Origin of the sequence: Chryseobacterium sp. GP-SGM7, from assembly GCF_049166575.1 — a bacterium.
In the GTDB taxonomy this organism is placed as follows: domain Bacteria; phylum Bacteroidota; class Bacteroidia; order Flavobacteriales; family Weeksellaceae; genus Chryseobacterium.
The window spans coordinates 83,848-109,975 of sequence record NZ_JBMHFF010000004.1; the positions used below are offsets into that span (position 1 = coordinate 83,848).

Below are 26,128 nucleotides of genomic sequence, written 5' to 3' on the forward strand. Positions count from 1 at the left end.
CTAATAATAAAAAAGTAATAAAAGTAAAAATGGCAGAAATTCTTGACGGATTAAAAGTTTCCAAAGAAATAAAAGCAGAAATAAAGGTTGAAGTTGATAAAATCTTAGAAAGCAAAAGAAGAGCTCCGCATTTGGTGGCTATTCTTGTTGGGAACAACGGGGCAAGTAAAGCTTATGTCAATGCAAAAGTGAAAGACTGTGAAGAAGTTGGTTTTCAATCAAGCTTAATAAAATTTTCAAGCACAGTTTCAGAATCTGAATTGTTGGAGAAAATTGATGAATTGAATAAATCTAAAGCAGTTGACGGATTTATCGTTCAGTTGCCTTTACCAGATCAAATCGATCAGGAGAAAATTATCAACGCGATTGATCCACGGAAAGATGTTGACGGTTTCCATCCTACCAATTTTGGAAAAATGGCCTTGGAAATGGATACTTTCCTGCCTGCTACTCCATTCGGAATTTTAACTTTACTGGAAAGATATAATATCGAAACAAAAGGTAAAGACTGCGTAATCATCGGAAGAAGTAAAATTGTGGGAAGACCGATGAGCATTCTAATGGGAAGAAAAGATTTTCCGGGAAACTCAACGGTTACTTTAACACACTCTTACACAAAAGACATCGAAGAATACACCCGAAAAGCAGACATTGTGATTACAGCTTTAGGTGACCCTCACTTTTTGAAAGGTGAAATGATCAAAGACGGAGCAGTAATCGTTGACGTAGGTATTACGAGAGTTGATGACGATTCTGTAAAAGGATATTATTTGGCAGGTGACGTAGATTTTGACAGTTGTTCTGCAAAAGCAAGCTGGATTACACCGGTTCCGGGAGGAGTAGGTCCTATGACAAGAGCAATGCTGATGAAAAATACCATCATTGCTTACAAAACTTCGGTTTACAACGATTAATTAATTAAACCTTCAAGGTTTTTGAAACCTTGAAGGTTTGGAATAACAAAATGGATTTAGTAGAAGATATATTATTAAAAGAAGGTAAAATGCTCCCGGTGATGGAGCATTTTTACACTATTCAGGGAGAAGGTGCTCATACAGGAAAAGCAGCATATTTCATCAGATTAGGAGGTTGTGACGTAGGTTGTCATTGGTGCGACGTGAAAGAAAGCTGGGATCCTAATCTTCACCCTTTAATGAATGCTGAGGAAATCGCAGAAACTGCAGCAAAACATTGTAAAACAATTGTCTTAACAGGTGGCGAACCTTTAATGTGGAATCTTGATATTTTAACTTCAAAATTAAAAGAATTGGGATGTACCATTCACATTGAAACTTCAGGAGCTTATCCGATGAGTGGAGAATTAGACTGGATTACGCTTTCACCGAAAAAAACAGGCTTGCCAAAAGAAGAAGTCTATCACAATGCTCACGAACTGAAAGTAATTATTTTTAACAATAACGATTTTAAATTTGCTCAGGAACAGGCTGCAAAAGTTTCAGAAAACTGCAGATTATATCTTCAGAGCGAATGGAGCAAACGTGATGAAATGTATCCGAAAATGACAGACTTTATTTTGGCAAATCCTCGTTGGCAGGCGTCTGTTCAAACCCATAAATACTTGAATATTCCATAAAATTCTTATATTAGCTTCTGCGTTCTATTAAAGATTAATGCAAAGAATACGATATTCCCGATATCTGAAATCCTTAATCATTTTGCTCGACCTTCTGGTTATTGCAGGGGTTTTTGTATTCTATTTTATCAATACAAACCGTGATCTGGTTCATAATCAGGATATTTGGTACGAAAATTCTTTTCCCCTGCTTTTGGTTGTTTCATTTTGGGTTTTGTTGAGCGGCAGAACAAAAATTTATAATATCTCCAGAAATCTCACTTACATTTTGTTTGTAGAACGTGTTATTATACATTTTTTATTGTTTATAATCGGTTTGGTTCTTATACGAAAAGTTAGCAGCAATCAGTTTTTTGGTTCAGAATTAACCTGGTTATCACTTTATCTTTTCTGTTTCATATTTTTACTAAAGTCGGCTGTTTATTTTTTGATAAGGCACTTTCGTACAATGGGAATCAACCACAGGAATGTGATGTTTTTGAGCGAAAATAACTCTACAGAGGTATTAAAAAAGATAATTGAAGAGAGAAAAGATTTCGGCTACAAAATATTCGGCTACAATTCTTCTGAAATTTATCCTGAAAAACTGGTTGATTTTTGGAAAAAAAACGGAATTCACACTTTATTCCTTCCTACCGAAAATTCGTTTGACGAAGAAATGCAGGATAAAATTTTCAGATTAGCCGAAGCGAATAAAGTTCATATTTCTTTAATTCCTAATATTTCTAAGAATAATTTTTTCTTTTATGATTTAGACTACATTCAGACACAGCCTGTTTTAACGCAAACAAAACATCCATTAGATTATTATTCTAACTATTTATTGAAAAGAATATTTGATCTGATTTTTTCGGTCTTTATTTTGCTATTTATCTGTTCGTGGTTATTTCCATTAATCGCTTTTTTAATTAAAAGAGGTTCTAAAGGTCCTGTTTTTTTTGTTCAAAAGAGGTATGGTTTCCATGAAGAGGTTTTCAATTGCATCAAATTCAGAACGATGATTGTGAATGAAGATTCAATGAAGAAAACAACGAGTGAGAATGATTCAAGAATAACAAAAATCGGGAAGTTTTTAAGAAAAACAAGTCTTGATGAAATGCCGCAGTTTATCAATGTTTTAAAAGGCGAAATGTCTGTAGTAGGACCAAGACCACATATGTTGGCGGTTGATAATTATTATAAACCTAAAATCGGAAGATACAGTTTGAGAAGTCACACCAATCCCGGAATTACCGGTTTAGCACAAGTAAATGGTTTGAGAGGAGATGCAGGAGACATTGAAATTGAAATGAGCAAACGTATTTTGGCTGATGCATTTTACGTAAGAAACTGGAGTTTTGTTTTAGATCTAGTAATTATCTTAAAAACTATTTTACTGGTTATAAAAGGAGATAAAAACGCAAAATAAGCTTAATATCAGCCGACTTCAACGTTGGTTTAATTAAATAAAAATAGTCTAATTTAGCAGCATGTTAAAAAAGTTTTTTACAGCGGTAGGAGAATATATGATTCTTATCGGTAAATCTATCCAAAAGCCTCAGAAAATGAGAGTTTTCTGGAAACTGTTTATGCGTGAAATAAACGATTTGGGAGTCAATTCTTTTGGGTTGGTAATATTTACATCTATATTTGTGGGTGCAGTTGTGGCAATTCAGATGTTTAATAATTTTGATGCTTCATCATTCCCTATTCCACCGGCTTTTGTAGGATATGCAACGAAAGCGGTTTTAATTTTGGAATTTGCACCAACAATTATCAGTTTGATTTTAGCAGGAAAAGTAGGATCATATATTGCATCTACAATCGGTACAATGAGAGTTTCCGAGCAGATCGACGCTTTAGATATTATGGGAGTAAACTCTCCCAATTTCTTAATTTTACCTAAAATTATTGCGTGCTTAATTTTTAACCCTATTTTAATTGCGATCAGTATCGTTTTTGGTATTGGAGGCGGTTATCTTGCCGGAATTATTACAGGAAGCTGGACGACTGCAGATTACATCACCGGAATCCAGATGTATATGCCAAACCTTTTCATATACTACGCATTTACTAAAACCATTGTTTTTGCATTTGTGATTGCCACTGTTCCTTCTTATTTCGGATATTTTGTGAAAGGTGGTTCATTGGAAGTCGGTAGAGCAAGTACACAAGCGGTGGTTTGGACGATGGTTTTCATCATTATTTCTGAATTACTTTTAACACAATTAATATTAAGCTGATGATTGAGGTAAAAAATCTTAAAAAAAGTTTTGGTGATGTTGAAGTGCTTAAAGGAATTTCAACAACTTTCGAAAAAGGAAAAGCAAACCTTATCATCGGGCAAAGTGGATCCGGAAAAACAGTTTTCCTAAAAAGCTTATTGAATGTTTACCAGCCTTCATCAGGAGAAATTTTGTTTGACGGCAGAGACATTAATATCATGAACCGTGAAGAAAAGCAGCATTTACGCTCTGAAATCGGAACACTTTTTCAGGGAAGTGCTCTGTTTGATTCTTTAACGGTGGAAGAAAACATTATGTTTCCGCTTGATATGTTTACCAATCTTACTTTCAGAGAAAAAAAACGAAGAGTTTTTGAAGTAATTGGAAGAGTACATTTAGATAAAGCAAACAGAAAATTTCCATCAGAAATTTCAGGAGGAATGCAAAAGCGTGTAGCCATTGCAAGAGCCATTGTGAATCACCCGAAATACCTTTTTTGTGATGAACCGAATTCAGGCTTAGATCCATATACATCAAATGTAATTGATGATCTACTGCTTGAAATCACCAAGGAATACAATACCACTACGATTATTAATACGCATGATATGAACTCTGTGATGACGATCGGGGAAAAAATTGTTTATCTCAGATTAGGCATAAAAGAATGGGAAGGAAATAAAGACGTTCTTATTACCGCAGGAAATAAAAATCTGATCGATTTCGTTTATTCATCAGAACTGTTTAAAGAATTGAGAGAGTATTTATTAGAGAATAATAAAACTATTGAAAATACAATTACAAAAATTGACGACAATGAAAAAAATAATTAGTGCAGCATTCATAAGTTTCTCGTTTTTTGCTTCGGCACAGATTTCTCTTGCAGCAAAAGCTAACGTAGCAATACCTACAAGTTCCGCTTCTTGGAAAAATTTTAAAACTGCAGCATCAAATACTGTAGAACAGAATGGAAAGAATATCACGGGTTTCAATGTGGGTTTATCTTTAAAAATAGATTTGCCAACCGCATTATATTTAATGCCGGAAATTTATTATACCAATTTCAGCAATGAAGTTACCGTTCAAAATGATGTAAATGCAGCTCAAACGACCATTAAAGCTAAAAACAGCAGAGTAGACATCCCGGTTTTGGTTGGTGTAAATGTATTAGGAAACTTATTAAGTGCTTATGCAGGGCCTGTTGGAAGTTTCAATTTAGCAAAAAGCGATAATTTTGATAATTTCGTTCAGAAAGTTGATGCTAAGGAATTCACGGTAGGATATCAATTAGGTGTACAGAGTGAAATAAAGAAAATTATTCTTTCGGCAAGATATGAAGGAGCGTTTTCTAAAGATCAGAGAAAATTCATCAATAATATAGCCGGATCAAGCCAGGAAATTGATTATGATAACAGATCAAGCTTATTTTTATTAGGTTTAGGATATAAATTCTAATAATAAACTCATAAAAAAATCCTCAAATTAAATTTGAGGATTTTCATTTTGCTGTTCAAGCTCAGCCTTGCGTTTTTCAATTTCCAAAGCCTGTTTTTCAAGCTCCACTTTATCTTTTTGTAGTTGCAAAAACTCTTTTCTTTTTGCCTCAGCTTTTATAGCACTGCCCTTACTTACATAACCTACCATTCCGCCGAATATTAAACCTATTCCGATTCCTGCCATTACTCCCATGATGTGAGAAATAGTTATTTTTTCCACGGTAAAATCTGTCGTGAGATAAAATAATAAAGCCGATACTGCAAGAAGTATTATTCCGATTACTGATAGACTTTTCATATATAAATTTTTAGAATTAAAAACCCTTTACTCACTTTAATTAAGAAAGGGTTTAAGTTTTAATATAAATTATCCTTTTCCACCTGCAGCTCTGTAATACTCCAAAGCTTTGGGTAAATCTTTTTGTATGTCACTTATTCTCGTTTGCGGACTTGGGTGAGTCGATAAAAACTCTGGTTGTCTTGCTCCCGAAGATGCAGCTTCCATTCTGCTCCAGAAAGGAATTGCCTGTTTTGGATCATATCCTGCAATCGCCATTAAATTTAAACCCATTTCATCAGCTTCAGACTCTTGGGTTCTGCCATATTTTAAAAGTGCAACCTGAGAACCTATTGGGTAAGCTGCTTCAAACACCTTTGCTAGTTGTCCATTTGAGATTGACCCTCCCAAAATCTGACCGCCATATTGTGCAACCATTGCCTGCGAAATTCTTTCATTTCCGTGACCCGCTAAAGCGTGAGAAACTTCATGTCCCATTACTACAGCAAGTCCTGTCTCATCTTTTGTGATTGGAAGAATTCCTGTGTAAACGGCCACTTTTCCGCCCGGCATACACCATGCGTTAATTTGGTTATCCTGAAGAAGATTAAACTCCCACTGATATCCGGAAAGATCGGCACTTCTACCTATACTTGCATAATATTTTTCGGCCGCAGTTTTGATTCTATTTCCAACTTTTTTTACCATTGTAGCTTGAGCTCCGGTCACCACTTTCGACTCTTTCAGAGTCTGTTGATATTGTTGAACCGCACTTGCTGTAATTTCAGAATTTAAGGTTCCAATTTGTAAAGACTTTCTACCGGTCATCGGATTCGTTGTACATGCAGCTACTGTTAAAGCAATTGCACCTATTCCTAAAAGATGAGTAATTTTCATAATTTGCTTATTATATTTGAACCTTAACAATTTCTATTCCAAAAAAATATTAATATTTATTTTTGCACGTATTTTGATATCAATAATTACTAATTTTAGTATCATGAAAAATTATATAAAAATCATATCAGCCTGTACCATTATCTTGTTTTTTCAAAACTGCACTGCGCAAAAGACTGATCCACAAACAGTAAATAATCTGGTAAGTTCGGATGAATTCACATTTCATGCAGACAGAGCTTTTCCTATGAATCAGGATGTCGTTAATATTGCCAATTCTATGCCCAATGCAGCGGGTCAAAGGATTTTTGATTTATCGGGGGAAGGATATTCTATAGAAATTAAAAAAAATAATTTGGATGTTGTATTACCTTATTTTGGCAGAACTTTCAACCCAAATTACGGAACAACAGATAACAGTTACAGATTTATTTCTAAAGATTATACACTTACAAAATCCCGCAGCAAAAAAGGAAATTGGGTGTATAAAATAAAACCGAATGATGTGAAAAATGTAAGCGATATCAATATTGAAATTTTTAAAAACGGAAAGGCTTCAACATCTGTCAGAAGTAATGACAGACAGCCCATTTCTTATGATGGTTACATCTCTAAAAACGAAGAAATAAAAGAAAAAGAGAAGCTTTAATTTTTCTTAAGGAATTTTTCTACAAATAATTTTGCTTCAGTACTTGGATTGGAAATCAAGTCTGAAGCATTTTTTTTATGCTGAATATACGCTTCTTCTACGAAATCATCTTTCTTCATTATGCTCAGAATATATTCCTGAACCCAATATTCAAAGCGTTTTTCAGATTGTTGCGTTCTAACCTCATCAAAACGTTTTGTTTTCTTTTTTAAAGAGATAAATTCATCAATTTTTTGATAAACTTCATTCAAACCTTTATTATTTAAAGCCGAACCCAATAAAACGGGAACTTTCCAGTCTTTTTCTTTTAATGGAAGAAAATCTAAGGCACGCTTTAGTTCTAGTTTAGTATTTTTTGCTTTCTGAAGATTAGATTCTTCAACTTTATTAATGAAAATTACGTCTACCATTTCCATAATTCCGCGTTTGATGCCCTGAAGTTCGTCTCCGCCACCGATAATTTTTAGAAATAAAAAAACATCCGTAATATCGGCAACCAAAACTTCAGACTGCCCCACTCCAACAGTTTCAATTAGAATATAATCATAACCTGCCGCTTCGCAAATCATCATCGTTTCAAAAGTGGTATTGGCAACACCACCCAAAAAACCTGAACTTGGGGATGGACGAATGAAAGCATTTTCTTCTTTTGCCAATTCTTCCATTCTGGTTTTATCGCCTAAAATACTTCCTTTGTTGATGGCAGAACTTGGATCAATGGCTAAAACCGCCACTTTCTTTCCTTGTGAAATTGCAAGTCTACCAAAATTTTCGATAAAAGTAGATTTTCCCGCTCCGGGAACTCCCGTAATTCCCACCCGTATTGATTTTCCGGTTAAAGGAAGAATTTTTTTCAGAAGGTCTTCTGCCTGATTTCGGTGTTCCGGTTTTATACTTTCAACTAAAGTTATGGCTTTCGCAATCAGACGTTTGTTGCCTGATTTAATACCATTAATAAAGTCTTCCGTTGAAATTTTCATTAATTCAAAAATATAAAATAAGCTTCAAAATCCGAGTAAAAGTTCGTTAATTTTAATGCTTCTAAATTAAACATCTTGGTAACAATCGCCTGCAAAATTGATTATTTTTGTTTTAAACAATAAAAATTCATGAAAAGTTTATTTGCATCAGCAACTGTTATTCTCGTTTTATTAGTTTCTTGTACTCCAAAAGCAACTACTGTAGCCGAAGCTCCAAAATCTGCAACAAGTACAGCAGAACAGATCGCACAAGGAAAAACAATTTACGAATCGTCTTGCAATAGATGCCATAAATTATATGAACCCACGCAATTCACTTCTGTACAATGGGTAGGAATTATGAATGCAATGGCGCCAAAAGCAAAACTGACTGAGGAACAACACCAGTGGGTTTATGATTATGTGGTTTCTGTAAAAAAATAAACATTCAACCAGCAAAAAATATCATTATGAAAAAAGTAGCTTTGAGTATGATTTTAGGATCTGCTTTTATGGTTTCCTGCGGGCCGAAAAGTACCGCCGTAACCGGACCAAAATTTTCTTCGGCTGAACATTTAGCCCAAGGAAAAACGGTTTTCGAAAATTCATGCAACAGATGTCACAAATTACCGGATCCTGCGAAACATGACGACCAAGGATGGGTAAAAACATTAAGCAGAATGGCATCAAAAGCGAAATTGAGTGATGAGCAGCATCAAATGGTCTATGATTATTTGATTTCTGTAAATAAAAAATAAGCCCTCAAAAATATTGTTCCTGAAAAATTGTTTTATATAGAAATCATTTACTTTAATTCCAAAATCAAATCATTATTTTCAGGAGTAAATCTTTAGTTTTTGTAGTTTTAAGAATCATACAAAATAGTAAATTATTCGAGCTTTCCTCGAAACTAATTGCAGGTCGCCTTTTTAGAGCATTGATTCTTATGACTTGTAAAATTATCTTCTTTTAATATTACATTATTACAAAATATTTTCTTTGAAGAAAAACATTTTGTAATAATGTATCCTGTCTTCTGTTCTGAGGTGATCAAAGTATTTTACTAAGAATTCAGCAGTAATAATTTTAGAAATTCGTGATTAATTATCATAAAATTCAAATTTTTTATATAATTCTTAGTATAATTTTAATCTATTCTCACCATATGTTTTTCTAAGGGAAATGCCAATATCCGAAATGTGGATGTTTTTCCATGCTTGCTGAAACGAGTAATAATTTCTTCTAATTGAGAAACACTTTTAGATACTAAATGTACAATAAGACAGAAATCCCCGGTAGATTTCATCACTTTCAGAATGCCGTTTATATCTTCAATTTCTTTTAAAAATGGTGGGATATCGCAATAAGGGATATCAATTCCGATGATTACATTTTCATTAAAACCTAATTTTTCAAAATCTAAGTTTACAGTAAAAGACTTTATGATACCAGATTCTTCCATTTTACGAATTCGTTCAGCTACTGCCGGAGCTGTAAGCCCAATTTTTTTCCCGATTTCAGTATTAGAAAAACGAGAATTTATTTGTAGCTCATGCAAAATAGCATGATGTAATTGATCTAGCTGCATAATTATTTAGAAATGAAAGTTTTTTGATAAAATTCTTTAATTACAAAAGTAATTTGTTTTTACTAAATGTAGAGATTTGCTAAACAAAAAATAAATTGATGAAATTTAATATTACAATTCTTCTAGCATTTTTAGCTGTAATGTGTTTAGCCACAGGTGGTATTTTTGTGAAATTAAGCAGTCTTCCGCCCATTAACACAGCTTTATTCAGAATCCTTTTTTCTCTGATATTCTTATTACCTTTTGTGTATAAAAAAATAAAAACTGTAGATAAAAAATCATGGATCATTATTTTATTCAGTGGAGTCTTCTTGGCAATTGACCTGATACTTTGGAATACTTCTTTCCATCTTACATCGGTGGCAAATGCTAATCTGTTTGTAAACTTAGTCCCCTTTACAACGATACCTTTATCTTATTTTTTGTTTAAAGAAAAGCCCAGCAAGAATTTTTTACTGGGTTTAGGAATTTCTATTCTTGGTATTCTGCTTTTAATGTCCGGAAAACTAAGTATTTCTAGCAGTGGAAACTATAAAGGAGATTTTTTGGCCTTTCTGGCATCCGTATTTTATGGTTTATTTTTACTAAGTGTATATAAAGTCAGATTAAAAATTGACGCAGCTACACTTATGTTTATCAGCGGTTTAGGCTCTATTCCTGTATTATTAATTGCTGCGCAAACCACTGAAACAATAATATTTCCGCCAAACGTCAAAGAATTATCCATATTAATAGGATTAGCTTTATTTTCTCAACTGTTAGGACAAGGATTATTAAGCTATTGTTTGGGGAAAATTAGCATTTTGCTTTCTTCTGTCATTATTTTAAGCCAACCTGTATTTGCAGCTGTTTATGCATATTTTATTTTCGGAGAAACCCTATCTTTAAAAGAAATTCTTGGGATAATAATAATATTGGCAGGTGTATATTATGCTAAAAAAGAGAAAAAAGCCCCCGCTTCATCTAAATAAAATCGTAATAAAATTCACAATTCTCTATAAAATAACCCTCTATCTTTCTATGAAAGGCAGAGGGTTTATTCCAATGATATGTAAAATTAATTAATCCATTTTTTATGGACTGTCCTTTTTAAAAGATTTTTTCTGATGATTCTTTTTAAAATCGGATCCTGAAAATGTTCTGATGGGATTTCCACGCTGAACATTCAAGTGATTATTCCACGTTTCCTGCATTCTTCTTTCTAATTGCTGAATGTGAAATTCCATCACCTTTTCTTTTAATCTGATAATCGAAAGTTTTTTATTTTCCAATTGCGAACGAGAATCCTGCACGAAAACACTTTGTCCGGTTTTCAGATACGTTGCACGAACTGCGGTTTCTACTTTGTTCACGTTTTGTCCGCCACTTCCCTGGCTTCTCGCTGTTTGAAACTGAATATTTTTTTCATTAAAATTAATTTTCTCCAAATCTTCCATTTCGAAAATTCCGATAAACCAATTGCTTCGTTTATGGAGTTTTCTGAAAGTACTTTTTCCAATCCAAAGAATGCTTCCGAGCCAGGATTTTAGAAATTCATTGACTTCTTTTCCTTTTAAAAGTAAAGTCACAGATTTCAAAGTCAGGTTTTCATCACCATTTTTACGATGGATGATTTCGTAATCTATTTTACTTTGTCTTGCTTCCTCAAGAAAAACCTTCAGAACTTTAGCAACTATCCATTGACATTCTAAAGGTCCTCTTCCCGAGGTTATTTGTATGGTTTTGTCCATTTTGTTTTTAATTTAAACCTTCAAGGTTTTTGAAACCTTGAAGGTTTCTTGATAAATTATTTGTCCATCTTCACGATTCTAGGTTGAAAAGTTCCGAGAATATCGACCAGTTCACTTTGAGCGTTCATCACTTCATTGATGTCTTTGTACGCCATTGGTGCTTCTTCGGCATTTCCGCCCATTAAAGTGACATTTTTGAATTTTAATTCTTTCTTAATGTCATTTTGAGTAAAACGGGTTCTGCATTCTCCTCTTGAAAATTCCCTTCCGGCTCCGTGTGAAGCTGAGTTTAAAGAATTTGGATTTCCTTTTCCCCGTACGATAAAACCTTTTGCGGTCATCGAACCTGGAATCATTCCCAATTCATTTTCGTTGGCTGGAGTGGCGCCTTTTCGGTGAACAATCACTTCTTTTCCGTGGTGGATTTCTTTCCACGCAAAGTTGTGATGGTTTTCGATTCTGGCTTTCACTCTTCCGCCAACTGCTTTCACCAATCTTCTGTGAATATCGTCGTGACAAGCCGAAGCGTAATCTCCCGCGAGGTTCATCGCCGTCCAGTATTCGATTCCGAGATGCGTATTCAAATCCAGCCAGGCAAAGTTTTGTGCTTCTTTCGGCAACGGACATTGTTCTGTTGCAACTCTCGAATAATACTGGGCGATTTCTGCTCCCAATCCACGCGAACCGCTGTGCGAAAGAATTCCAAGGTATTTTCCTTTTGGAAGATTCATTTGTTGGTCTTCGTCCGTAATTTCCACTTCCCCGAATTCTACAAAGTGATTTCCACCGCCGGAACTTCCCATTTGTTTGATGGCTTTTCCTTTTAATCTTCTCAAAATCGGAATCAAATCAAACGTATCTCTGTTGAAAATTTCATGATCGACGTGAGATTTATGCGTTTCATACATTCCGAATTTGGTGTGTTCGGCAAGAGCTTTTTCGTATTTATCTCTCGATCCGTCAAGATATGAAATAGGAGTATCCAAAATACTGAGCGACATTCTGCAACCGATATCCATTCCGACTCCGTAAGGAATTACAGCATTTTCCACGGCGAGAACTCCACCAATTGGAAGTCCGTAACCGCTGTGTGTATCGGGCATTAAAGCTCCCTGTATTGCAATCGGCAGTTTCAAAGCGGTGTAGAGTTGGTTTTTTGCTTCATCTGAAATATTGTTTCCGAAAATCTGGAAAGAGGCACGATTTGTATTGAGCATTCTTTTTTCTGTTTTCTTAGATGAAAGCAAAGCTTCTGCAATTTGTCCGAAGGTTAAATCTTTTTCAAATTTTTCCGGATTTTGCTGGATTTCCTTTAATAAAGATTTCACCTGATGAATATTTTTAGTGGCGAAGTTTCTTTTCATTACTTCCAGAGCAATGTTGACACTCTGATTATTTGGATAGCCTAATTTTAATATATCTTTTCCTTTTAGTTTTAAATTTCCCATTGTTTTTGTTTTAAAATTTTAGACATAACTGTCTTCTAAACTTTCTGCAAACTCTGTTGCAGACATTTCGTAGTGAAAGCATTTTCTGCTTTTCAACGGATCACGTTTGTATCTATCTTTCCAGGAATTTGATCTGCCATAAATTGTTTTATGGATAATTCCCCGAATTTTATGTTGACCTAAATAAGAATCGAGTTCGTCGATTTCTTTATCCAAATCTGAATTTAAAGGTTTATAATGAGTGATTATATTGGGTTTCACTCTTAACACAAATCTCCATGGTTCGATAAATTTGTAATAAACGTTGTATTTCTTTCTGATCGGACAATAGTTTTCTATTCTGAGGAAATATTGCTTTTCTCTGATTGTTAATGCCAATTTTGGATCGTTCCATTGATGAACTGAAAGCTGAACCAATTTCTGCTCTCTTTCAACATAGATTCTTCGTCCGAATTTTCTTTTCTTTTTTAAAAATTTTCGGGTTGGAGAATACATTTTTGTATTGATTTTGTTCAGAATTCCATCAAAAAAATCAGCATCTTTGGAACGTTTCACATCATCTCTTACCACGAAAAATCTTACAAATCCTTTTTGATATGGCTCTTTGAGAGGCATTAACGGGATTTTCCTTCTTAATTCACAAAGATCATCACTCCGTTTATACTTTTGTCTGATCTGTTTTTCTACATCTTTTCTTATTATTCTTTTTCTGCTTCTCAGACTTCGTAATCTAAAAAGCAAAAGATTATCTTTTTCCATAAATTTAGAAATTAAGGTGAGATATTTGAAGCTGGACTTCCATAAATCACATTAACTGTTTATCAACTTGATTTTTAGTTGGTCGTTGATTCAAACCTCATAGGTTTTTGAAACCTATGAGGTTTACTAATTGGCAGAGCATTATTAATAGCCCCGATTGCAACGACATCCTTTTTTTTGCATGGCTTGGAAAAAAGCATTGGCAAAAAAGATATAGTGGAAAGCGGGAAATAGCTCCTAAAAATTTTATAAAAAAGATTTCGGGGAAACTTGTTTTGAGTTTGAAATATTGCGCAATAAAAAACCCGAAATCTTATGACTTCGGGTTTTGATATTTCAATATACTGTTATTCTATGAGTGTACCAAACCACGAAGCCTTGCCTTTGCAAAAGGCAATCCTACTGATGAATGTAAATTAAATTTGAACATTGCTTCGTTGTTTTTTAATTGGTTAAACTTGATTTTCAGATGCAAAGATATAGGAATTTTTTAATTTGCAAAAAAAAAATTCAGAAATCTTTTCTTTTCATCATGCTGATAATCAAGAAGGATAAATGCATTGGTATTTTATATGAGTATACATTGATTCTCTATAATTAAGTTTCTGGCCTTTCAACATTCTGGCCAATTCTAAAAGCGCAGTAATGCCTGTTGCATTATCATCAGCTCCTTTTTGATCACCACAAACATCATAGTGAGCACCAATAATTATTCTTTTTTTATTTTCTGTCCCAAAAGAACAAATGACATTTTTATACATTTTGCCATCTACCATATACTCTTGAAAATTAGCATTATTGCTATATTCATTGAAATTTTTAAAGATATAGCCCGCAACAGAATTAAGTTGTTCTATATTTTTATGATTGCGAAACTCTGGTGTCTCAACAAGAGCATTCAAATGTTTTTTGTACTAAATTGATATCGGCTGAGACCTTTGGTTTAGGGAAATTTCTCTGTTTTTCAATAGCTCCGAATAATAAAAATCCTATAAAAAATAAGCCCGCAAAAAGAAAAAAATTTCTTTTTGCGGGCTTCAATATATTTTTAAGATTCATTAAATAATTAATTTTTAATCTTTTGATCCCAAACCATCCATGGTATCTCCCATTCCTCTGCTTTTTGGCGAATAAACCCTTTCTTCATCTAAAAAGTAAACATTGTGTTTTGCTTTTGCGATAATTCCGTTGTACACATCTTCCGGCAATCCTGCTGTTTCAAAATCTGATTCATTGAAAGATGGCTTATTATAAATTTTTAAAGCGCCGTGCTGATCTAAAATTTTCTTGGCATTTTGCGCTTCTACAAGAGTGGATGCATAAACTACCAAATTAATCTTCCCTACACTTTGCTTACTGTAGGCTGCTAAAATCTCATTATCATTGACAAAAATGTGATCCCAGAAACTTTTTGTTTTTTCATCTTCCTGATAATCTTCAGAAGTAGAATCATTATCAAATTTTGAAGTGGAAACTACCACATCTGCTTCCTGAAATCCATTATTGATAAGTTGTGTTTTGATTTCCGCTGTATCAACAGTCTCCGGAAATACTGAAATTACTGTATAAGCCATAATATTTTATTTTAGTTACAACTTACAGTGCAAACGTCGTGCAACTTATTGGATTTTAATCACATTTTAATCTAGAAATCGATTCAAGATATCAACCGCACATTTCGGTAAATTTGTTCCGGGACCGAAAATAAAATCAGCTCCGTTGGCATATAAAAATTCATAGTCTTGTTGAGGAATTACACCTCCGACAACAATTGTAACATCATCAGCTCCAAGTTTTTTCAGCTCTTCAACTACCTGCGGAACCAAAGTTTTGTGACCAGCTGCCAAACTTGAAACACCTAAAATGTGAATATCATTTTCAACCGCCTGTTTTGCCACTTCTTCCGGAGTTTGAAATAATGGTGCGACATCCACATCAAATCCCATATCTGCAAATGCCGTTGCAACTACTTTTGCACCACGATCATGACCATCCTGTCCCATTTTTGCAACCATAATTCTTGGCCGACGACCTTCTTGCTCTTCAAATTTTTGAGTCAGCTCCAGAGCTTTTCCGAAGTATTCGTTTTTTCCTGCATTCATTGCGTAAACTCCTTGAATTGTTCTGATATTCGCTTTATAACGTCCGAAACTTTCTTCCATTGCATCACTCATTTCACCTAAAGTAACTCTCCTGCGGGCTGCTTCGATACATAATGCTAAAAGATTTCCATTACCGGTTTTTGCAGATTCCCGGATTTCATTTAAAATTTGCTCAACAGATTCAGAATTTCGACTTGATTTTATTGAATCTAATCTTTCAATTTGTTTTCTGCGAACTTCTGTGTTATCAATATCTAAAATCTCTATTGGAGTTTGCTCTAAAGCAGATTTAAAAGAATTTACACCAATAATAAATTCTTCGCTGCTGTCAATTTTCGCCTGTTTTCTTGCAGCCGCTTCCTCAATTCTCATTTTTGGAATTCCTGCTTCGATGGCTTTTGTCATTCCGCCTTCTTTTTCCACCTCATCAATGTACTTCATCGCTTCTTCAATCATTTGCTGAGTCAAAGATTCCACCAAATTACTTCCTCCCATCGGATCTACGACATCACAAATTCCGCTTTCCTGCTGAAGGATAATCTGTGTATTTCTTGCAATTTTCGCCGAATAATCTGTAGGAAGTGCAATTGCTTCATCCAAAGCATTTGTATGTAAAGATTGAGTTCCGCCTAGAGCTGAAGACAATGCTTCAACCGCAGTTCGGGTAATATTGTTAAATGGTTCCTGCTCTGTTAAAGACCAACCCGAAGTCTGTGAGTGTGTTCTTAAAGCTAAAGATTTCGGATTTTGTGGGCTAAACTGTTTCAACAATGTTGCCCAAATATATCTTGCAGCACGCATTTTTGCAATTTCCATGAAGTGATTCATCCCGATTGCCCAGAAAAAGGATAATCTTGGAGCGAAATCATCCACATTCATTCCTGCTTTAATTCCTGTTCTTACATATTCCAAACCGTCAGCTAAAGTATAAGCCATTTCCAAAACCGGCGTTGCGCCCGCTTCCTGCATGTGATACCCTGAAATTGAAATTGAGTTGAATTTCGGAATATTTTTAGAAGTATATTCAAAAATATCAGCAATAATTTTCATCGAAGGAGTTGGTGGATAGATGTAAGTATTACGAACCATAAATTCCTTCAAAATATCATTCTGAATGGTTCCTGAAAGCTTATCCTGAGAAACGCCCTGCTCCTCCGCTGCCACAATGTAAAAAGACAGAATCGGCAAAACCGCACCGTTCATCGTCATGGAAACCGAAATTTCATCCAAAGGAATTTCATTGAACAAAATTTTCATATCCTCCACTGAATCAATCGCAACACCAGCTTTTCCTACGTCTCCCACAACTCTCGCATGATCAGAATCATAACCTCGGTGTGTAGCCAAATCGAAAGCTACAGAAAGCCCTTTTTGTCCTGCCGCTAAATTTCTTCTGTAAAAAGCATTCGATTCTTCCGCAGTAGAAAAACCTGCATATTGACGAACCGTCCACGGTTTCTGAACGTACATTGTGGAGTAAGGACCTCTCATGTAAGGCGCAATTCCCGGAGAACTGTCTGCAATTGTTTTATCTTTTATATCTTCTGGAGCGTACTTTGACTTTAATTCAAGTCCGTCTTTCTCGAACTGATAGATTTCAAAATGCTTTTCTGAAAGGCTAAACTGGGGATTTTTGTTTTGAATTTCCCTTCTCATGAGTTTTGATTTAAGATTTTAAAAGTAAGCATTTTTGGGGGAATGTTTTGTGGTTGATTTTCAATTTTAAACGAAGAATTTTAAACACATTAGTATCAAAGAATTTAATCTTAGATTTTTTTACGTTGTGTAAAATATTTCCAACAATGATCTTCATCTTACAGGATTAATGTATTGCAAGAAATATTTCTTTGACAAAACAAAAAGCGATTTTATATTTCTACAAAATCGCTTTATCATTAATTGATCTAGACATATTTCCCATCTAAAATTGCTTGTGCTTCCAAATTGACTTCACAGTCAATCTCGTCAAACGTCGGATTTTTAGCTATTCTATTAATCTCTTTTAATAAAATTTCATCTTTTGTTTCTTTTCCGAAAAATGTTAAAATCCACATTTTCCACAGACCATCATTGGTTTTGAAAATTTCCATCAGATAAGGAGTTAGTTTCTTTGTAAATGGTTGTAATACATTAGCAACATCACCTGCAATCGGCCAATTAATATCTTGAAGCCAAACTAATAAATCAGGAATAATCGGCTCAATCTCTTCAAATGAGAGAGTTTTAAGTTTCTCAATGTTTTTGTTGTCTCCTTTTTCTTTCGGCACTAAATCTTTTACATTCATTGATGATTTCAATTAAGAAAGCTTAATTCTATTTCCCAAGCTTTTTAATTCCCATTTCATACAAAGCAAAAGAAATCAAATCAGCATTCTCGCTAATTACTTGGTCTGTTGCTCTTCCCGCTCCGTGACCTGCATTTTTCTCAATTCTAATCAAAATTGGATTAGCACATTTCTGTTTTTCCTGTAATTCTGCTCCGAATTTGAATGAATGCGCCGGAACAACTCTGTCATCATGATCGCTTGTAATGATCATTGTTGATGGATAACAAGTTCCTGATTTAACATTATGAACAGGCGAATAAGATTTTAAATAATCAAACATTTCTTTGTTGTCTTCAGCAGTTCCGTAATCGTAAGACCACCCTGCTCCTGCTGTGAATTTATTGTATCTCAACATATCAAGAACGCCAACTCCCGGGAAAGCAACTTTGGCCAAATCGGGACGCATCGTCATCGTTGCACCAACCAATAATCCACCGTTTGATCTTCCTGAAAGAGCCATATATTCTTTAGAAGTATACCCTTTAGACTGCAAATATTCTCCGGCAGCGATGAAATCATCAAATACATTTTTCTTCTGCATTTTCGTTCCCGCATCGTGCCATTTTTTACCGTATTCTCCACCTCCGCGAATGTTTGGAACGGCATAAATCCCACCATTTTCCATCCAGATTGCGTTAACTACCGAGAAAGATGGCTGTAAACTGATATTGAAACCACCGTAAGAATACAGCATAGTCGGGTTTTTCCCGTCGAGCTTGATTCCTTTTTTGTAATTAATCATCATCGGAACTTTTGTTCCGTCTTTTGAAGTGTAAAATACCTGTTCTGAAATATAATCTTCTGGATTAAATTTCACTTTCGGTTTTTGATAAACTTCAGATTTTCCGGTATCTGCATTGAATTTGTATGTTGTTCCGGGTGTAATATAATTGCTGAAAGAATAGTACATTTCTTTCTCATCTTTTTTACCTCCGAAACCTCCCACATTCCCTTTTCCGGGAAGAGAAATTTCTCTGATTAATTTCCCGTTTTTATCGAATTGCTTTACTTTATCGATCGCATCAACCATATATGTTGCGAAAAAATAACCGCCACCGCCAGAAATTCCCAATACATTTTCCGTTTCAGGAATAACATTTTTCCAGGTTTCTGGTGAAGGATTTTGAATGTTTGTTTTTACCAGACGCATATTTGGAGCGTCTTTATCTGTGAAAATATAAAGATTGTCACCATCGGTATCGACAATATTTGCGTTGATATCAAAACCTTTGTTTATTTGGATAAAATCACCGTTTTTCTTTAAATCTTTAATGAAAACTTCGTTTCCGTTCGTTGCGTTTGCTGCAGAAATGATCAGATATCTTTCATCCTCGGAAAGATAAGCTCCTAAATATCTTCTTGGCGTTTTTTCTCCACCAAAAATTAATTGATCAGCAGATTGCTTTGTTCCTAATTTATGATAATAAACCTTGTGTTTATCTGTCATTCCAGACAAAACAGTTCCTTCTTTCGGTTTATCGTAGCTTGAGTAATAGAAACCTTCATCACCTTTCCACGCAACCCCGCTGAATTTTACATCAACAATCGTTTCGTCGATTTGTTTTTTAGTGATCGCATCAAGAATAATAATTTTATTCCAGTCGCTACCGCCTTCTGAGATTGAATAAGCTGCTAAATTTCCTTTTTTGTTGAACGATAAATTGGCAAGAGAAGTCGTTCCTTTTTCAGAAAATTTATTTGGATCTAAAAATACTTCCGTTGCTTTTGTTTTATTATTGGTTCTGTACAAAACTGATTGCGCCTGAAGTCCGTTGTTTTTGTAATAATAGGTAAAATCTCCTTCTTTGAAAGGTGCGCCAATCTTTTCGTAATTCCAGATGTCAGTTAATTGCTTTACAACTTCCTGTCTGTAAGGAATTTGCGACAAATATCTCTGACTAAAAGCGACTTCTTCATCCACCCATTTTTTTGTTGGTTCTGAATCATTTTCTAAATCTCTGTACGGATCTGCGACGGCTGTTTCAAAATATGTATCGGTTTGATTTCCTATAATAGCTTTAGGATAATTCATTTTCTGAGCGTAAAAAGTTGCTGAAAACAAAACTCCAGCGGTTAATAATATTGGTTTAAAATTCATTGTGAAGGATTTTCTCAAAAATAAGAAAAGTTGTGAGAATAAAAAAAATACCCTTTATTATATATATTGTAGTTCAAATCTATTTTTTTTAAATTTGATTAAACTAATTTATTTATGAGTAATTGGATAGAAACTGCTAAACAAACATTAATACGTAGTCTTAAACCTGTTCCACAAGAACTTAATGAATTAGATTGGAAGAGTGATCTTTCCGATAAAAGCGAAAGAATAGCGCAACATATATCCGCCTTTGCAAATAATCCAAACGGAGGATATCTCGTTTTTGGAGTAAATGACAATGGAATTCCCCACAGTTTAGATAAATCCAAAATTGATGAGATTGTAAAAAAATTGGGGAATATTGCTAGAAATAATTTAGCACAACCAATATCAATTGACCATGCTGTAATCGATTTTGAAAATGCATCAATTTTAATTATTCATATTCCTGAACATATTGAAAAACCTGTTTATCTAAGGGGTAAAGATATATTTCAAAGTTATAAAAGAAGTGCTGGACAAACTGTTAAAATTTCTAATTTAGAATTTCGTCATATGCTTGCCGTATCGACAGGTATTGATTTCGAGATGCAAATAGCAATGAGTGATGTCAATGATGATGAAGTAATTCAGTACGTTGATTTTGATAGTTATTTTTCTTTACAAGAAAAGAGACTTCCAGACACAAAGCAAGGATTATTACAAACCTTGGCAATTGAAGATTTGATTAAATCTAATAGGAATAATAATTGGGATATTCTCAATTTAGGAGCTATTCTTTTTTCTAAAGATCTTAGAGAATTTAAAAGCTTACAACGTAAAGCCATCAGAGTAATTATATACAAAGGAACAAGTAGGATTAATGCTATTAAAGAACAAGAAGGAATTAAAGGATATGCATCTGGATTTGAAGGTCTTGTAAACTATATAATGGATCAACTGCCAACAAACGAAGTAATTGAAAATGCATTAAGACGAAAAGTAAAGATGTATCCAGATGTTGCTATTAGAGAGTTTGTTGCAAACGCATTAATACATCAAGATTTGACTATTTCTGGTACAGGAATTATGATTGAAATATTTGAAGACAGACTTGAAATAACTAATCCAGGAGTTCCCTTAGTAGATATTAATCGTTTCATCGACACAGCTCCCAAATCTAGAAATGAAAAGTTAGCATCTCTTATGAGAAGATTAAATATTTGTGAAGAAAGGGGTAGTGGAGTTGATAGAGCTATTAATGCTATTGAGATATTTCAATTACCTGCTCCAAAATTTATAAAAGGGGATGACTATACGAGGGTTATAATATATGCTCCAACTCCATTGACAAAAATGAGTTCAGAAGATAGAATAAGAGCTTGTTACCAACATACTTGCCTTAATTATATTAACAACCAAGCCGTAAATAATCAATCCGTAAGAAAAAGATTTAATATATCCAAAAATAACGTTTCCTTTGCTTCCAAAATTATTGCTGAAACAATTGAAAGTGGACTAATAAAACCTAACGATCCTGATAGTGCTTCAAAAAAATTCGCTTCATATATTCCATATTGGGCTTAGTTTTATTTCATTTGAATATCCCAAATAACAAAAAAAACATGAATCCGACTGATTCTCAACAACTTACTTATTTCATTTGAATATCCCTAATTTAGTAAGTAAGTATTAAATCAACCGATCAATTCTTTCGCCTGCGTTAAAGCAGCTTCAGTAATTTTACTTCCTGAAAGTAGCTGCGCAATTTCATTTAGTTTTTCTTCTTCACTGAGAGGAATAATAGTCGACTGGGTTTTTCCTGCTACATCTTGTTTTAATACTTTGTAATTGTCATTTCCTTTTGCAGCAACTTGTGCCAAATGAGAAATAACGATCAGCTGCATACCTTCAGACATTTCACGCATCAGATTTCCAATTTCTTCGGCAACTTTCCCGGAAACTCCGGTATCGATTTCGTCTAAAATAAGCGTTGGAAGTTCGTCACTTTCTGCGATAATTTTTTTAACAGCAAGCATCACTCTGGATCTTTCTCCGCCCGAAATTGCAGTCTGAATAGGTTTTAAAGGAAACCCTGAGTTTGCCTGAAACAACAATTGAATATTTTCTTTCCCAAATTGATTGTATTCTGACGAATCTTTAATTTCAATATCAACTTTCGCTTTTTCAAGTCCGAGTTTTTTAAGCAGATCTTCTGCTTTTTTAATGAAAACAGGAATACTTTTCTTTCTGTTTTTTGAAAGTTTCTGACTTAAAGACTCAAGCGATTTTTCTTTTTTAGAAATATTTTCGATAATTTCCGTAATGTAAACTTCAATTTCTGCCGTTCCTTTTTGTTCACCCGAAAGCTGATCTCTGATTTTCCTTAAGGCTTCAATTTCTGAAACATTATGTTTAAGGAAAAGCGTATTTATTTTATTGTTAAACTCTGAAAGCTGAGCCAACGTTTCAGGATTCATTTCTATTTTCTCAGATTCATCTTCCAGTTCAGAAATAATATCTTTTAATTCGACAAAAGAACCTTCCAGTCTTGCATTAAGTTCAGAAAAATTGGTTGAAACTTCGGCAATTTTAGAAAGTTTAGATTTCGCTTCATTAAAAAATGAAAATATTCCGATTTCTTCCTGATGAAATCTCGATAAAAGCTGAGCTAAATTTTCAGAGATCATTCCTGCATTTTCCTGTACAGAAAGCTGATTTTGCAAATCTTCATAATTTACATCATCCATTTTCAAATCTTCCAGTTCACTCAGTAGAAATTGCTTATAATCACTTTCTTTAGTATTTTCAGAAAGCTGGGTTTGAAATTTTTTAAGCTGAGTTTTTAAGTTTTGATATTCATAAAAATCACGTTGATAATCATCAATCAATTTTTTATTATCAGAAAGTCCGTCAATTATTTTAAACTGATATTCTGAAGTGAAAAGATTAGAGGTTTCAAATTGAGAATGAATATCAATTAGCTGAGAAGTGAGTTCTTTCAGAATGTCCAAAGTCACCGGAACATCATTTATAAATGCTCTGGATTTCCCTGAAGGTAAAATTTCTCGTCTGATAATCGTTTGATGCTCGTAATCGAGATCATTTTCAATAAAGAATTTTTTAAACTGATTATTCAGCTCAAATTCTGTCTCTACAATACTTTTTTCTTCAGTTTTAGAAATTGATTTTATATCTGCTCTTTCGCCTAAAATCAATCTCAGTGCGCCCAAAATGATAGATTTACCTGCTCCCGTCTCGCCGGTAATCACCTGTAAACCATTCTTTAAAGACACTTCGAGCGCATCGATAAGAGCAAAATTTTTAATGTAAATTCTTGAAAGCATAGATCAGAAGCAGATTACGTTTGTTACTGCAAATATAAAATTTAGAAGTTAGAAAATTTAATAATTATGCTCCTTACTTCCATTTATTCCACTTAGATTCTGAGTTTTTCGGTGAAAAAATAATCATCTGTTGCTTAAGATCGTTAATATTTATAGAGCCATTATTACCAGAATTAAAAATATTAAAAATTTCATCTGCTTTTGTATCCATAAAAAGATTGAAAAAATAATTTTGCTGGAAAGAGTTTTCGTAGGTTTTCAGCTGCATAATCGCATCAAAAATAATTTTCTTAGACTGCGTCTGGTCCTGATTAAATAATCCATCCAAACCTGCTCTGTGATATGTATAAATCGTAGAACGCAACTGGCTCATATTCGGATTAAGAATCTCACCGATTAAAATTGAACGGCTTCTTGGTTCGTTAATCTGATTCCATCCTTCATATCCTCTGTTTTGAGAATTCTGAGCAATTTGCTGTGCTTTTGAAAACCACTGACTTCCACCCATCGACTGAAAGCTGTCTGCATCGTAACCCAAAATCACATATACATAGAAACTGATAACATCGATTAAATTTTTACCTGAAAACTGTCTTTCATTAAAAATAAGATTCTCATTTTCAGCATATTCAAAAGCAAATCTATTGTCTTTTAAATTTAGTAAAGGAGATTCATAAGAACTGTTGAAAACTGGACGAACCGCCTGAACAACAATCTGTGCCGTGAATCTATTTCCATCACGATTGCTTATAACAATCGCAAAATTTGACTTGATTTTCTCAAAATTCTGAAGTTTTTTTCCTGTCCAGCTCGTATTATTAATAAAATCTCTGAGACTTTTTTCCAAAGCTTTAAAAGCACTCTGATTACTTCCCTGTACTTGCTGATTGTTGATTTGCACCGTAGCGAGAAGTTCCTGAGAAAACCCGAAATTGAATACTGCGAGAAAGAAGAGTATAATTATTTTTTTCATTATCTAATTAAAAATTGAAAACGGAAATTTATAACATTTATTTTAAAAGTTGAGTTTCAATGCAATCGAGAATGTCTTTCGCTACATTTTCTTTTGATTTCAGATCAAATTCCAGTTTTTCTGTTTTGGTAAATATTTTAATTTTGTTGGTATCGTTTTTAAAACCAGCACCTTCATCACGAAGTGAATTCAGAACAATCATATCTAAATTTTTCTTAGCCAGTTTTCCTTTTGCATTTTCTTCCTCATTCTGAGTTTCCAGAGCAAAACCTACCAAAAACTGATGTGTTTTTTTCTCGCCCATTGTTTTCAGAATATCCGGATTTTTGATTAATTCAATGGAAAAGGTATCTTCATTTTTTTTAATTTTTTCTGAAGCTACCACTTTCGGAGCATAATCTGCAACAGCTGCGCTTGCAATTCCAATATCGACTGTCTCGTAATATTCAAAAACTTTGTTGAGCATTTCTTTTGCTGACGTAACTCTATGCAAATCTATATTCTGATGAGCAGCGTTTAAAGAACTCGGTCCTGAAATCAGAATCACTCTCGCACCTCTTTTTGCCGCTTCTTCCGCTAATGAAAAACCCATTTTCCCGGATGAATGATTTCCAATAAAACGAACGGGGTCAATCGCTTCATAAGTTGGACCCGCCGTAATTAAAACCGTCTTCCCTTCTAATGATTTTTTTTGATCTGAATTAAAAAACTCTTCAACAGTTTTAACAATCGTTTCCGGTTCTGCCATTCTTCCCTGTCCGATCAAACCACTCGCTAATTCACCATTTTCGGCAGGAATTACAGTATGACCGAATTCTTCTGCAACCTTCAAATTATTCTTGGTCGAGGGATGTTGATACATATCCAGATCCATTGCCGGAGCTATGAAAACAGGACATTTTGCAGACATATACGTTGCAATCAACAGATTATCACAAATCCCGTGAATCATCTTCGCCAAAGTATTTGCCGTACAAGGTGCAACAATCATTACATCTGCCCAAAGAGCCATTTCTACGTGGCTGTTCCAGGTTCCGTTGTCGCTGTAAAATTCAGTGTATACGGGATTTTTTGATAATGTGGAAATACTCAGTTTCGTTACAAAATGTTCCGCATCAGGAGACATAATCACCTGAACTTCTGCCCCTTTTTTCACCAAATCCCTGATAAGGAAATGAATTTTATACGCAGCTATTCCACCAGAAACGGCAATGAGAATCTTTTTCCCGGAAATACTCATGTAGATTTTTTTAAAGCACTAATTTACTTATTTTTTTATTAAATCTATCTGTATATATCAAACAGCAAAGGTCATAAAAGAACCGAATCTTCTATGACCTTAGATTTTATAAAAATCAAATTGTTTTTATTTTCTGTCTTCAGTTTTTCTGAAGTAAACATCATCATCCAGCCATTCCTGGATCGCGATAGATGTTGGTTTTGGAAGTTTTTCGTAATGTTTTGAAATTTCGATCTGCTCTCTGTTTTCAAAAACTTCTTCCAAAGTAGAGTTATGAACAGCAAATTCGTCTAATTTATTGTGTAATTCAGTACGGATTTCTGCATTGATCTGCTCTGCTCTTTTCCCCATGATTACAATAGCTTCATAGATTGAACCTACCTTGTCTTCAATCTTGTCTTTATCGTAAGTAATAGTATTTACTTCTGCTTTTGTATCTTTTACGCTCATTTTGAGAAAAT

The 26,128-nt window shown here is 34.1% G+C and carries 27 protein-coding genes; 11 read left to right on the plus strand and 16 right to left on the minus strand.

What is annotated here, in order from left to right; translation table 11 throughout:
• The first annotated feature begins 29 nt into the window (after positions 1 to 29).
• From ACOOWA_RS15235 to ACOOWA_RS15260, 6 genes are all read left to right on the plus strand, one after another.
• Complete coding sequence (locus ACOOWA_RS15235) at positions 30 to 914, plus strand: bifunctional 5,10-methylenetetrahydrofolate dehydrogenase/5,10-methenyltetrahydrofolate cyclohydrolase (RefSeq protein ID WP_421376521.1); 885 nt, start codon at positions 30 to 32, stop codon at positions 912 to 914.
• A gap of 50 nt (positions 915 to 964) precedes the next feature.
• Positions 965 to 1,594: a 7-carboxy-7-deazaguanine synthase QueE gene (locus ACOOWA_RS15240; RefSeq protein WP_421376523.1), complete on the plus strand. Its 630-nt coding sequence runs from the start codon at positions 965 to 967 to the stop codon at positions 1,592 to 1,594.
• A gap of 37 nt (positions 1,595 to 1,631) precedes the next feature.
• Positions 1,632 to 3,002: an exopolysaccharide biosynthesis polyprenyl glycosylphosphotransferase gene (locus ACOOWA_RS15245; RefSeq protein ID WP_421376525.1), complete on the plus strand. Its 1,371-nt coding sequence runs from the start codon at positions 1,632 to 1,634 to the stop codon at positions 3,000 to 3,002.
• Between the two features lie 61 nt (positions 3,003 to 3,063).
• Positions 3,064 to 3,816, plus strand: coding sequence for an MlaE family ABC transporter permease (locus tag ACOOWA_RS15250; protein ID WP_421376527.1), 753 nt, complete (start codon positions 3,064 to 3,066; stop codon positions 3,814 to 3,816).
• The gene (locus ACOOWA_RS15255) at positions 3,816 to 4,631 is read left to right on the plus strand and encodes an ABC transporter ATP-binding protein (RefSeq protein WP_421376528.1); all 816 of its coding nucleotides are present in this window, start codon (positions 3,816 to 3,818) and stop codon (positions 4,629 to 4,631) included. The genes ACOOWA_RS15250 and ACOOWA_RS15255 overlap by 1 nt, the downstream gene beginning before the upstream one ends.
• Positions 4,615 to 5,253: an outer membrane beta-barrel protein gene (locus ACOOWA_RS15260; protein ID WP_421376530.1), complete on the plus strand. Its 639-nt coding sequence runs from the start codon at positions 4,615 to 4,617 to the stop codon at positions 5,251 to 5,253. Before ACOOWA_RS15255 ends, ACOOWA_RS15260 begins: the two co-directional genes overlap by 17 nt.
• Positions 5,254 to 5,280: 27 nt before the next feature.
• On the opposite strand, the gene ACOOWA_RS15265 is transcribed toward ACOOWA_RS15260, so the two are convergent.
• Together ACOOWA_RS15265 and ACOOWA_RS15270 are read right to left on the minus strand one after the other, a co-directional pair.
• The gene (locus tag ACOOWA_RS15265) at positions 5,281 to 5,592 is read right to left on the minus strand and encodes a hypothetical protein (protein ID WP_421376532.1); all 312 of its coding nucleotides are present in this window, start codon (positions 5,590 to 5,592) and stop codon (positions 5,281 to 5,283) included.
• Positions 5,593 to 5,661: 69 nt separating this feature from the next.
• On the minus strand, positions 5,662 to 6,468 hold the full coding sequence (locus ACOOWA_RS15270; protein ID WP_421376533.1) for a M48 family metallopeptidase: 807 nt from the start codon (positions 6,466 to 6,468) through the stop codon (positions 5,662 to 5,664).
• 103 nt (positions 6,469 to 6,571) lie between these two features.
• Here ACOOWA_RS15270 and ACOOWA_RS15275 point away from each other — a divergent pair, with 103 nt between their 5' ends.
• Positions 6,572 to 7,117 carry a DUF4251 domain-containing protein gene (locus ACOOWA_RS15275; protein WP_421376535.1) on the plus strand — a complete coding sequence of 182 codons (546 nt, stop codon included), beginning with the start codon at positions 6,572 to 6,574 and terminating at the stop codon, positions 7,115 to 7,117.
• Here ACOOWA_RS15275 and meaB read toward each other — a convergent pair.
• On the minus strand, positions 7,114 to 8,097 hold the full coding sequence (gene meaB / locus ACOOWA_RS15280; protein WP_421376536.1) for a methylmalonyl Co-A mutase-associated GTPase MeaB: 984 nt from the start codon (positions 8,095 to 8,097) through the stop codon (positions 7,114 to 7,116). The two genes, ACOOWA_RS15275 and meaB, sit on opposite strands and share 4 nt — an antisense overlap.
• 129 nt (positions 8,098 to 8,226) lie before the next feature.
• On the opposite strand from meaB, the gene ACOOWA_RS15285 reads away from it, so the two are divergent.
• Together ACOOWA_RS15285 and ACOOWA_RS15290 are read left to right on the plus strand one after the other, a co-directional pair.
• Entirely contained in the window at positions 8,227 to 8,520 is a 294-nt protein-coding gene (locus tag ACOOWA_RS15285) for a cytochrome C (protein ID WP_421376537.1), read from the plus strand.
• Between the two features lie 26 nt (positions 8,521 to 8,546).
• Complete coding sequence (locus ACOOWA_RS15290; protein WP_421376539.1) at positions 8,547 to 8,834, plus strand: cytochrome C; 288 nt, start codon at positions 8,547 to 8,549, stop codon at positions 8,832 to 8,834.
• A gap of 389 nt (positions 8,835 to 9,223) precedes the next feature.
• Here ACOOWA_RS15290 and ACOOWA_RS15295 read toward each other — a convergent pair whose 3' ends face one another.
• Entirely contained in the window at positions 9,224 to 9,664 is a 441-nt protein-coding gene (locus tag ACOOWA_RS15295; protein WP_421376540.1) for an Lrp/AsnC family transcriptional regulator, read from the minus strand.
• A gap of 98 nt (positions 9,665 to 9,762) precedes the next feature.
• On the opposite strand from ACOOWA_RS15295, the gene ACOOWA_RS15300 reads away from it, so the two are divergent.
• Complete coding sequence (locus ACOOWA_RS15300) at positions 9,763 to 10,635, plus strand: DMT family transporter (RefSeq protein ID WP_421376541.1); 873 nt, start codon at positions 9,763 to 9,765, stop codon at positions 10,633 to 10,635.
• Positions 10,636 to 10,737: 102 nt separating this feature from the next.
• Here ACOOWA_RS15300 and prfH read toward each other — a convergent pair whose 3' ends face one another.
• The 8 genes from prfH to ACOOWA_RS15340 form a co-directional block, all read right to left on the minus strand.
• A complete protein-coding gene (gene prfH / locus ACOOWA_RS15305) occupies positions 10,738 to 11,394 on the minus strand; it encodes a peptide chain release factor H (protein WP_421376543.1) in 657 nt (218 codons plus the stop codon).
• Positions 11,395 to 11,450: 56 nt separating this feature from the next.
• The gene (locus ACOOWA_RS15310; protein ID WP_421376545.1) at positions 11,451 to 12,842 is read right to left on the minus strand and encodes an RtcB family protein; all 1,392 of its coding nucleotides are present in this window, start codon (positions 12,840 to 12,842) and stop codon (positions 11,451 to 11,453) included.
• 18 nt (positions 12,843 to 12,860) lie between these two features.
• Complete coding sequence (locus ACOOWA_RS15315; protein WP_421376546.1) at positions 12,861 to 13,601, minus strand: hypothetical protein; 741 nt, start codon at positions 13,599 to 13,601, stop codon at positions 12,861 to 12,863.
• A 542-nt stretch (positions 13,602 to 14,143) separates the two neighbouring features.
• Complete coding sequence (locus ACOOWA_RS15320; RefSeq protein WP_421376547.1) at positions 14,144 to 14,503, minus strand: M28 family peptidase; 360 nt, start codon at positions 14,501 to 14,503, stop codon at positions 14,144 to 14,146.
• A 171-nt stretch (positions 14,504 to 14,674) separates the two neighbouring features.
• Positions 14,675 to 15,175 (minus strand): hypothetical protein, encoded by a 501-nt coding sequence (locus tag ACOOWA_RS15325; RefSeq protein ID WP_421376549.1) that lies wholly within the window; start codon positions 15,173 to 15,175, stop codon positions 14,675 to 14,677.
• 66 nt (positions 15,176 to 15,241) lie between these two features.
• Entirely contained in the window at positions 15,242 to 17,359 is a 2,118-nt protein-coding gene (gene scpA, locus ACOOWA_RS15330) for a methylmalonyl-CoA mutase (RefSeq protein ID WP_421376551.1), read from the minus strand.
• A gap of 248 nt (positions 17,360 to 17,607) precedes the next feature.
• On the minus strand, positions 17,608 to 17,988 hold the full coding sequence (locus tag ACOOWA_RS15335; RefSeq protein WP_421376553.1) for a DUF5071 domain-containing protein: 381 nt from the start codon (positions 17,986 to 17,988) through the stop codon (positions 17,608 to 17,610).
• Positions 17,989 to 18,016: 28 nt separating this feature from the next.
• Positions 18,017 to 20,062 (minus strand): prolyl oligopeptidase family serine peptidase, encoded by a 2,046-nt coding sequence (locus ACOOWA_RS15340; protein ID WP_421376948.1) that lies wholly within the window; start codon positions 20,060 to 20,062, stop codon positions 18,017 to 18,019.
• 180 nt (positions 20,063 to 20,242) lie between these two features.
• Between ACOOWA_RS15340 and ACOOWA_RS15345 the strand changes: the two genes are divergently transcribed.
• Positions 20,243 to 21,694, plus strand: coding sequence for an ATP-binding protein (locus ACOOWA_RS15345; RefSeq protein WP_421376555.1), 1,452 nt, complete (start codon positions 20,243 to 20,245; stop codon positions 21,692 to 21,694).
• 110 nt (positions 21,695 to 21,804) lie between these two features.
• Here ACOOWA_RS15345 and ACOOWA_RS15350 read toward each other — a convergent pair whose 3' ends face one another.
• The 4 genes from ACOOWA_RS15350 to ACOOWA_RS15365 form a co-directional block, all read right to left on the minus strand.
• Entirely contained in the window at positions 21,805 to 23,454 is a 1,650-nt protein-coding gene (locus ACOOWA_RS15350; protein ID WP_421376556.1) for a DNA repair protein RecN, read from the minus strand.
• A 73-nt stretch (positions 23,455 to 23,527) separates the two neighbouring features.
• Positions 23,528 to 24,427, minus strand: coding sequence for a DUF4835 family protein (locus tag ACOOWA_RS15355; RefSeq protein WP_421376558.1), 900 nt, complete (start codon positions 24,425 to 24,427; stop codon positions 23,528 to 23,530).
• Between the two features lie 37 nt (positions 24,428 to 24,464).
• Positions 24,465 to 25,667: a bifunctional phosphopantothenoylcysteine decarboxylase/phosphopantothenate--cysteine ligase CoaBC gene (gene coaBC / locus ACOOWA_RS15360; protein ID WP_421376559.1), complete on the minus strand. Its 1,203-nt coding sequence runs from the start codon at positions 25,665 to 25,667 to the stop codon at positions 24,465 to 24,467.
• Positions 25,668 to 25,793: 126 nt separating this feature from the next.
• Positions 25,794 to 26,117, minus strand: a complete 324-nt coding sequence (locus tag ACOOWA_RS15365) for a DNA-directed RNA polymerase subunit omega (RefSeq protein WP_421376560.1) — start codon at positions 26,115 to 26,117, stop codon at positions 25,794 to 25,796.
• Positions 26,118 to 26,128: the final 11 nt, after the last annotated feature.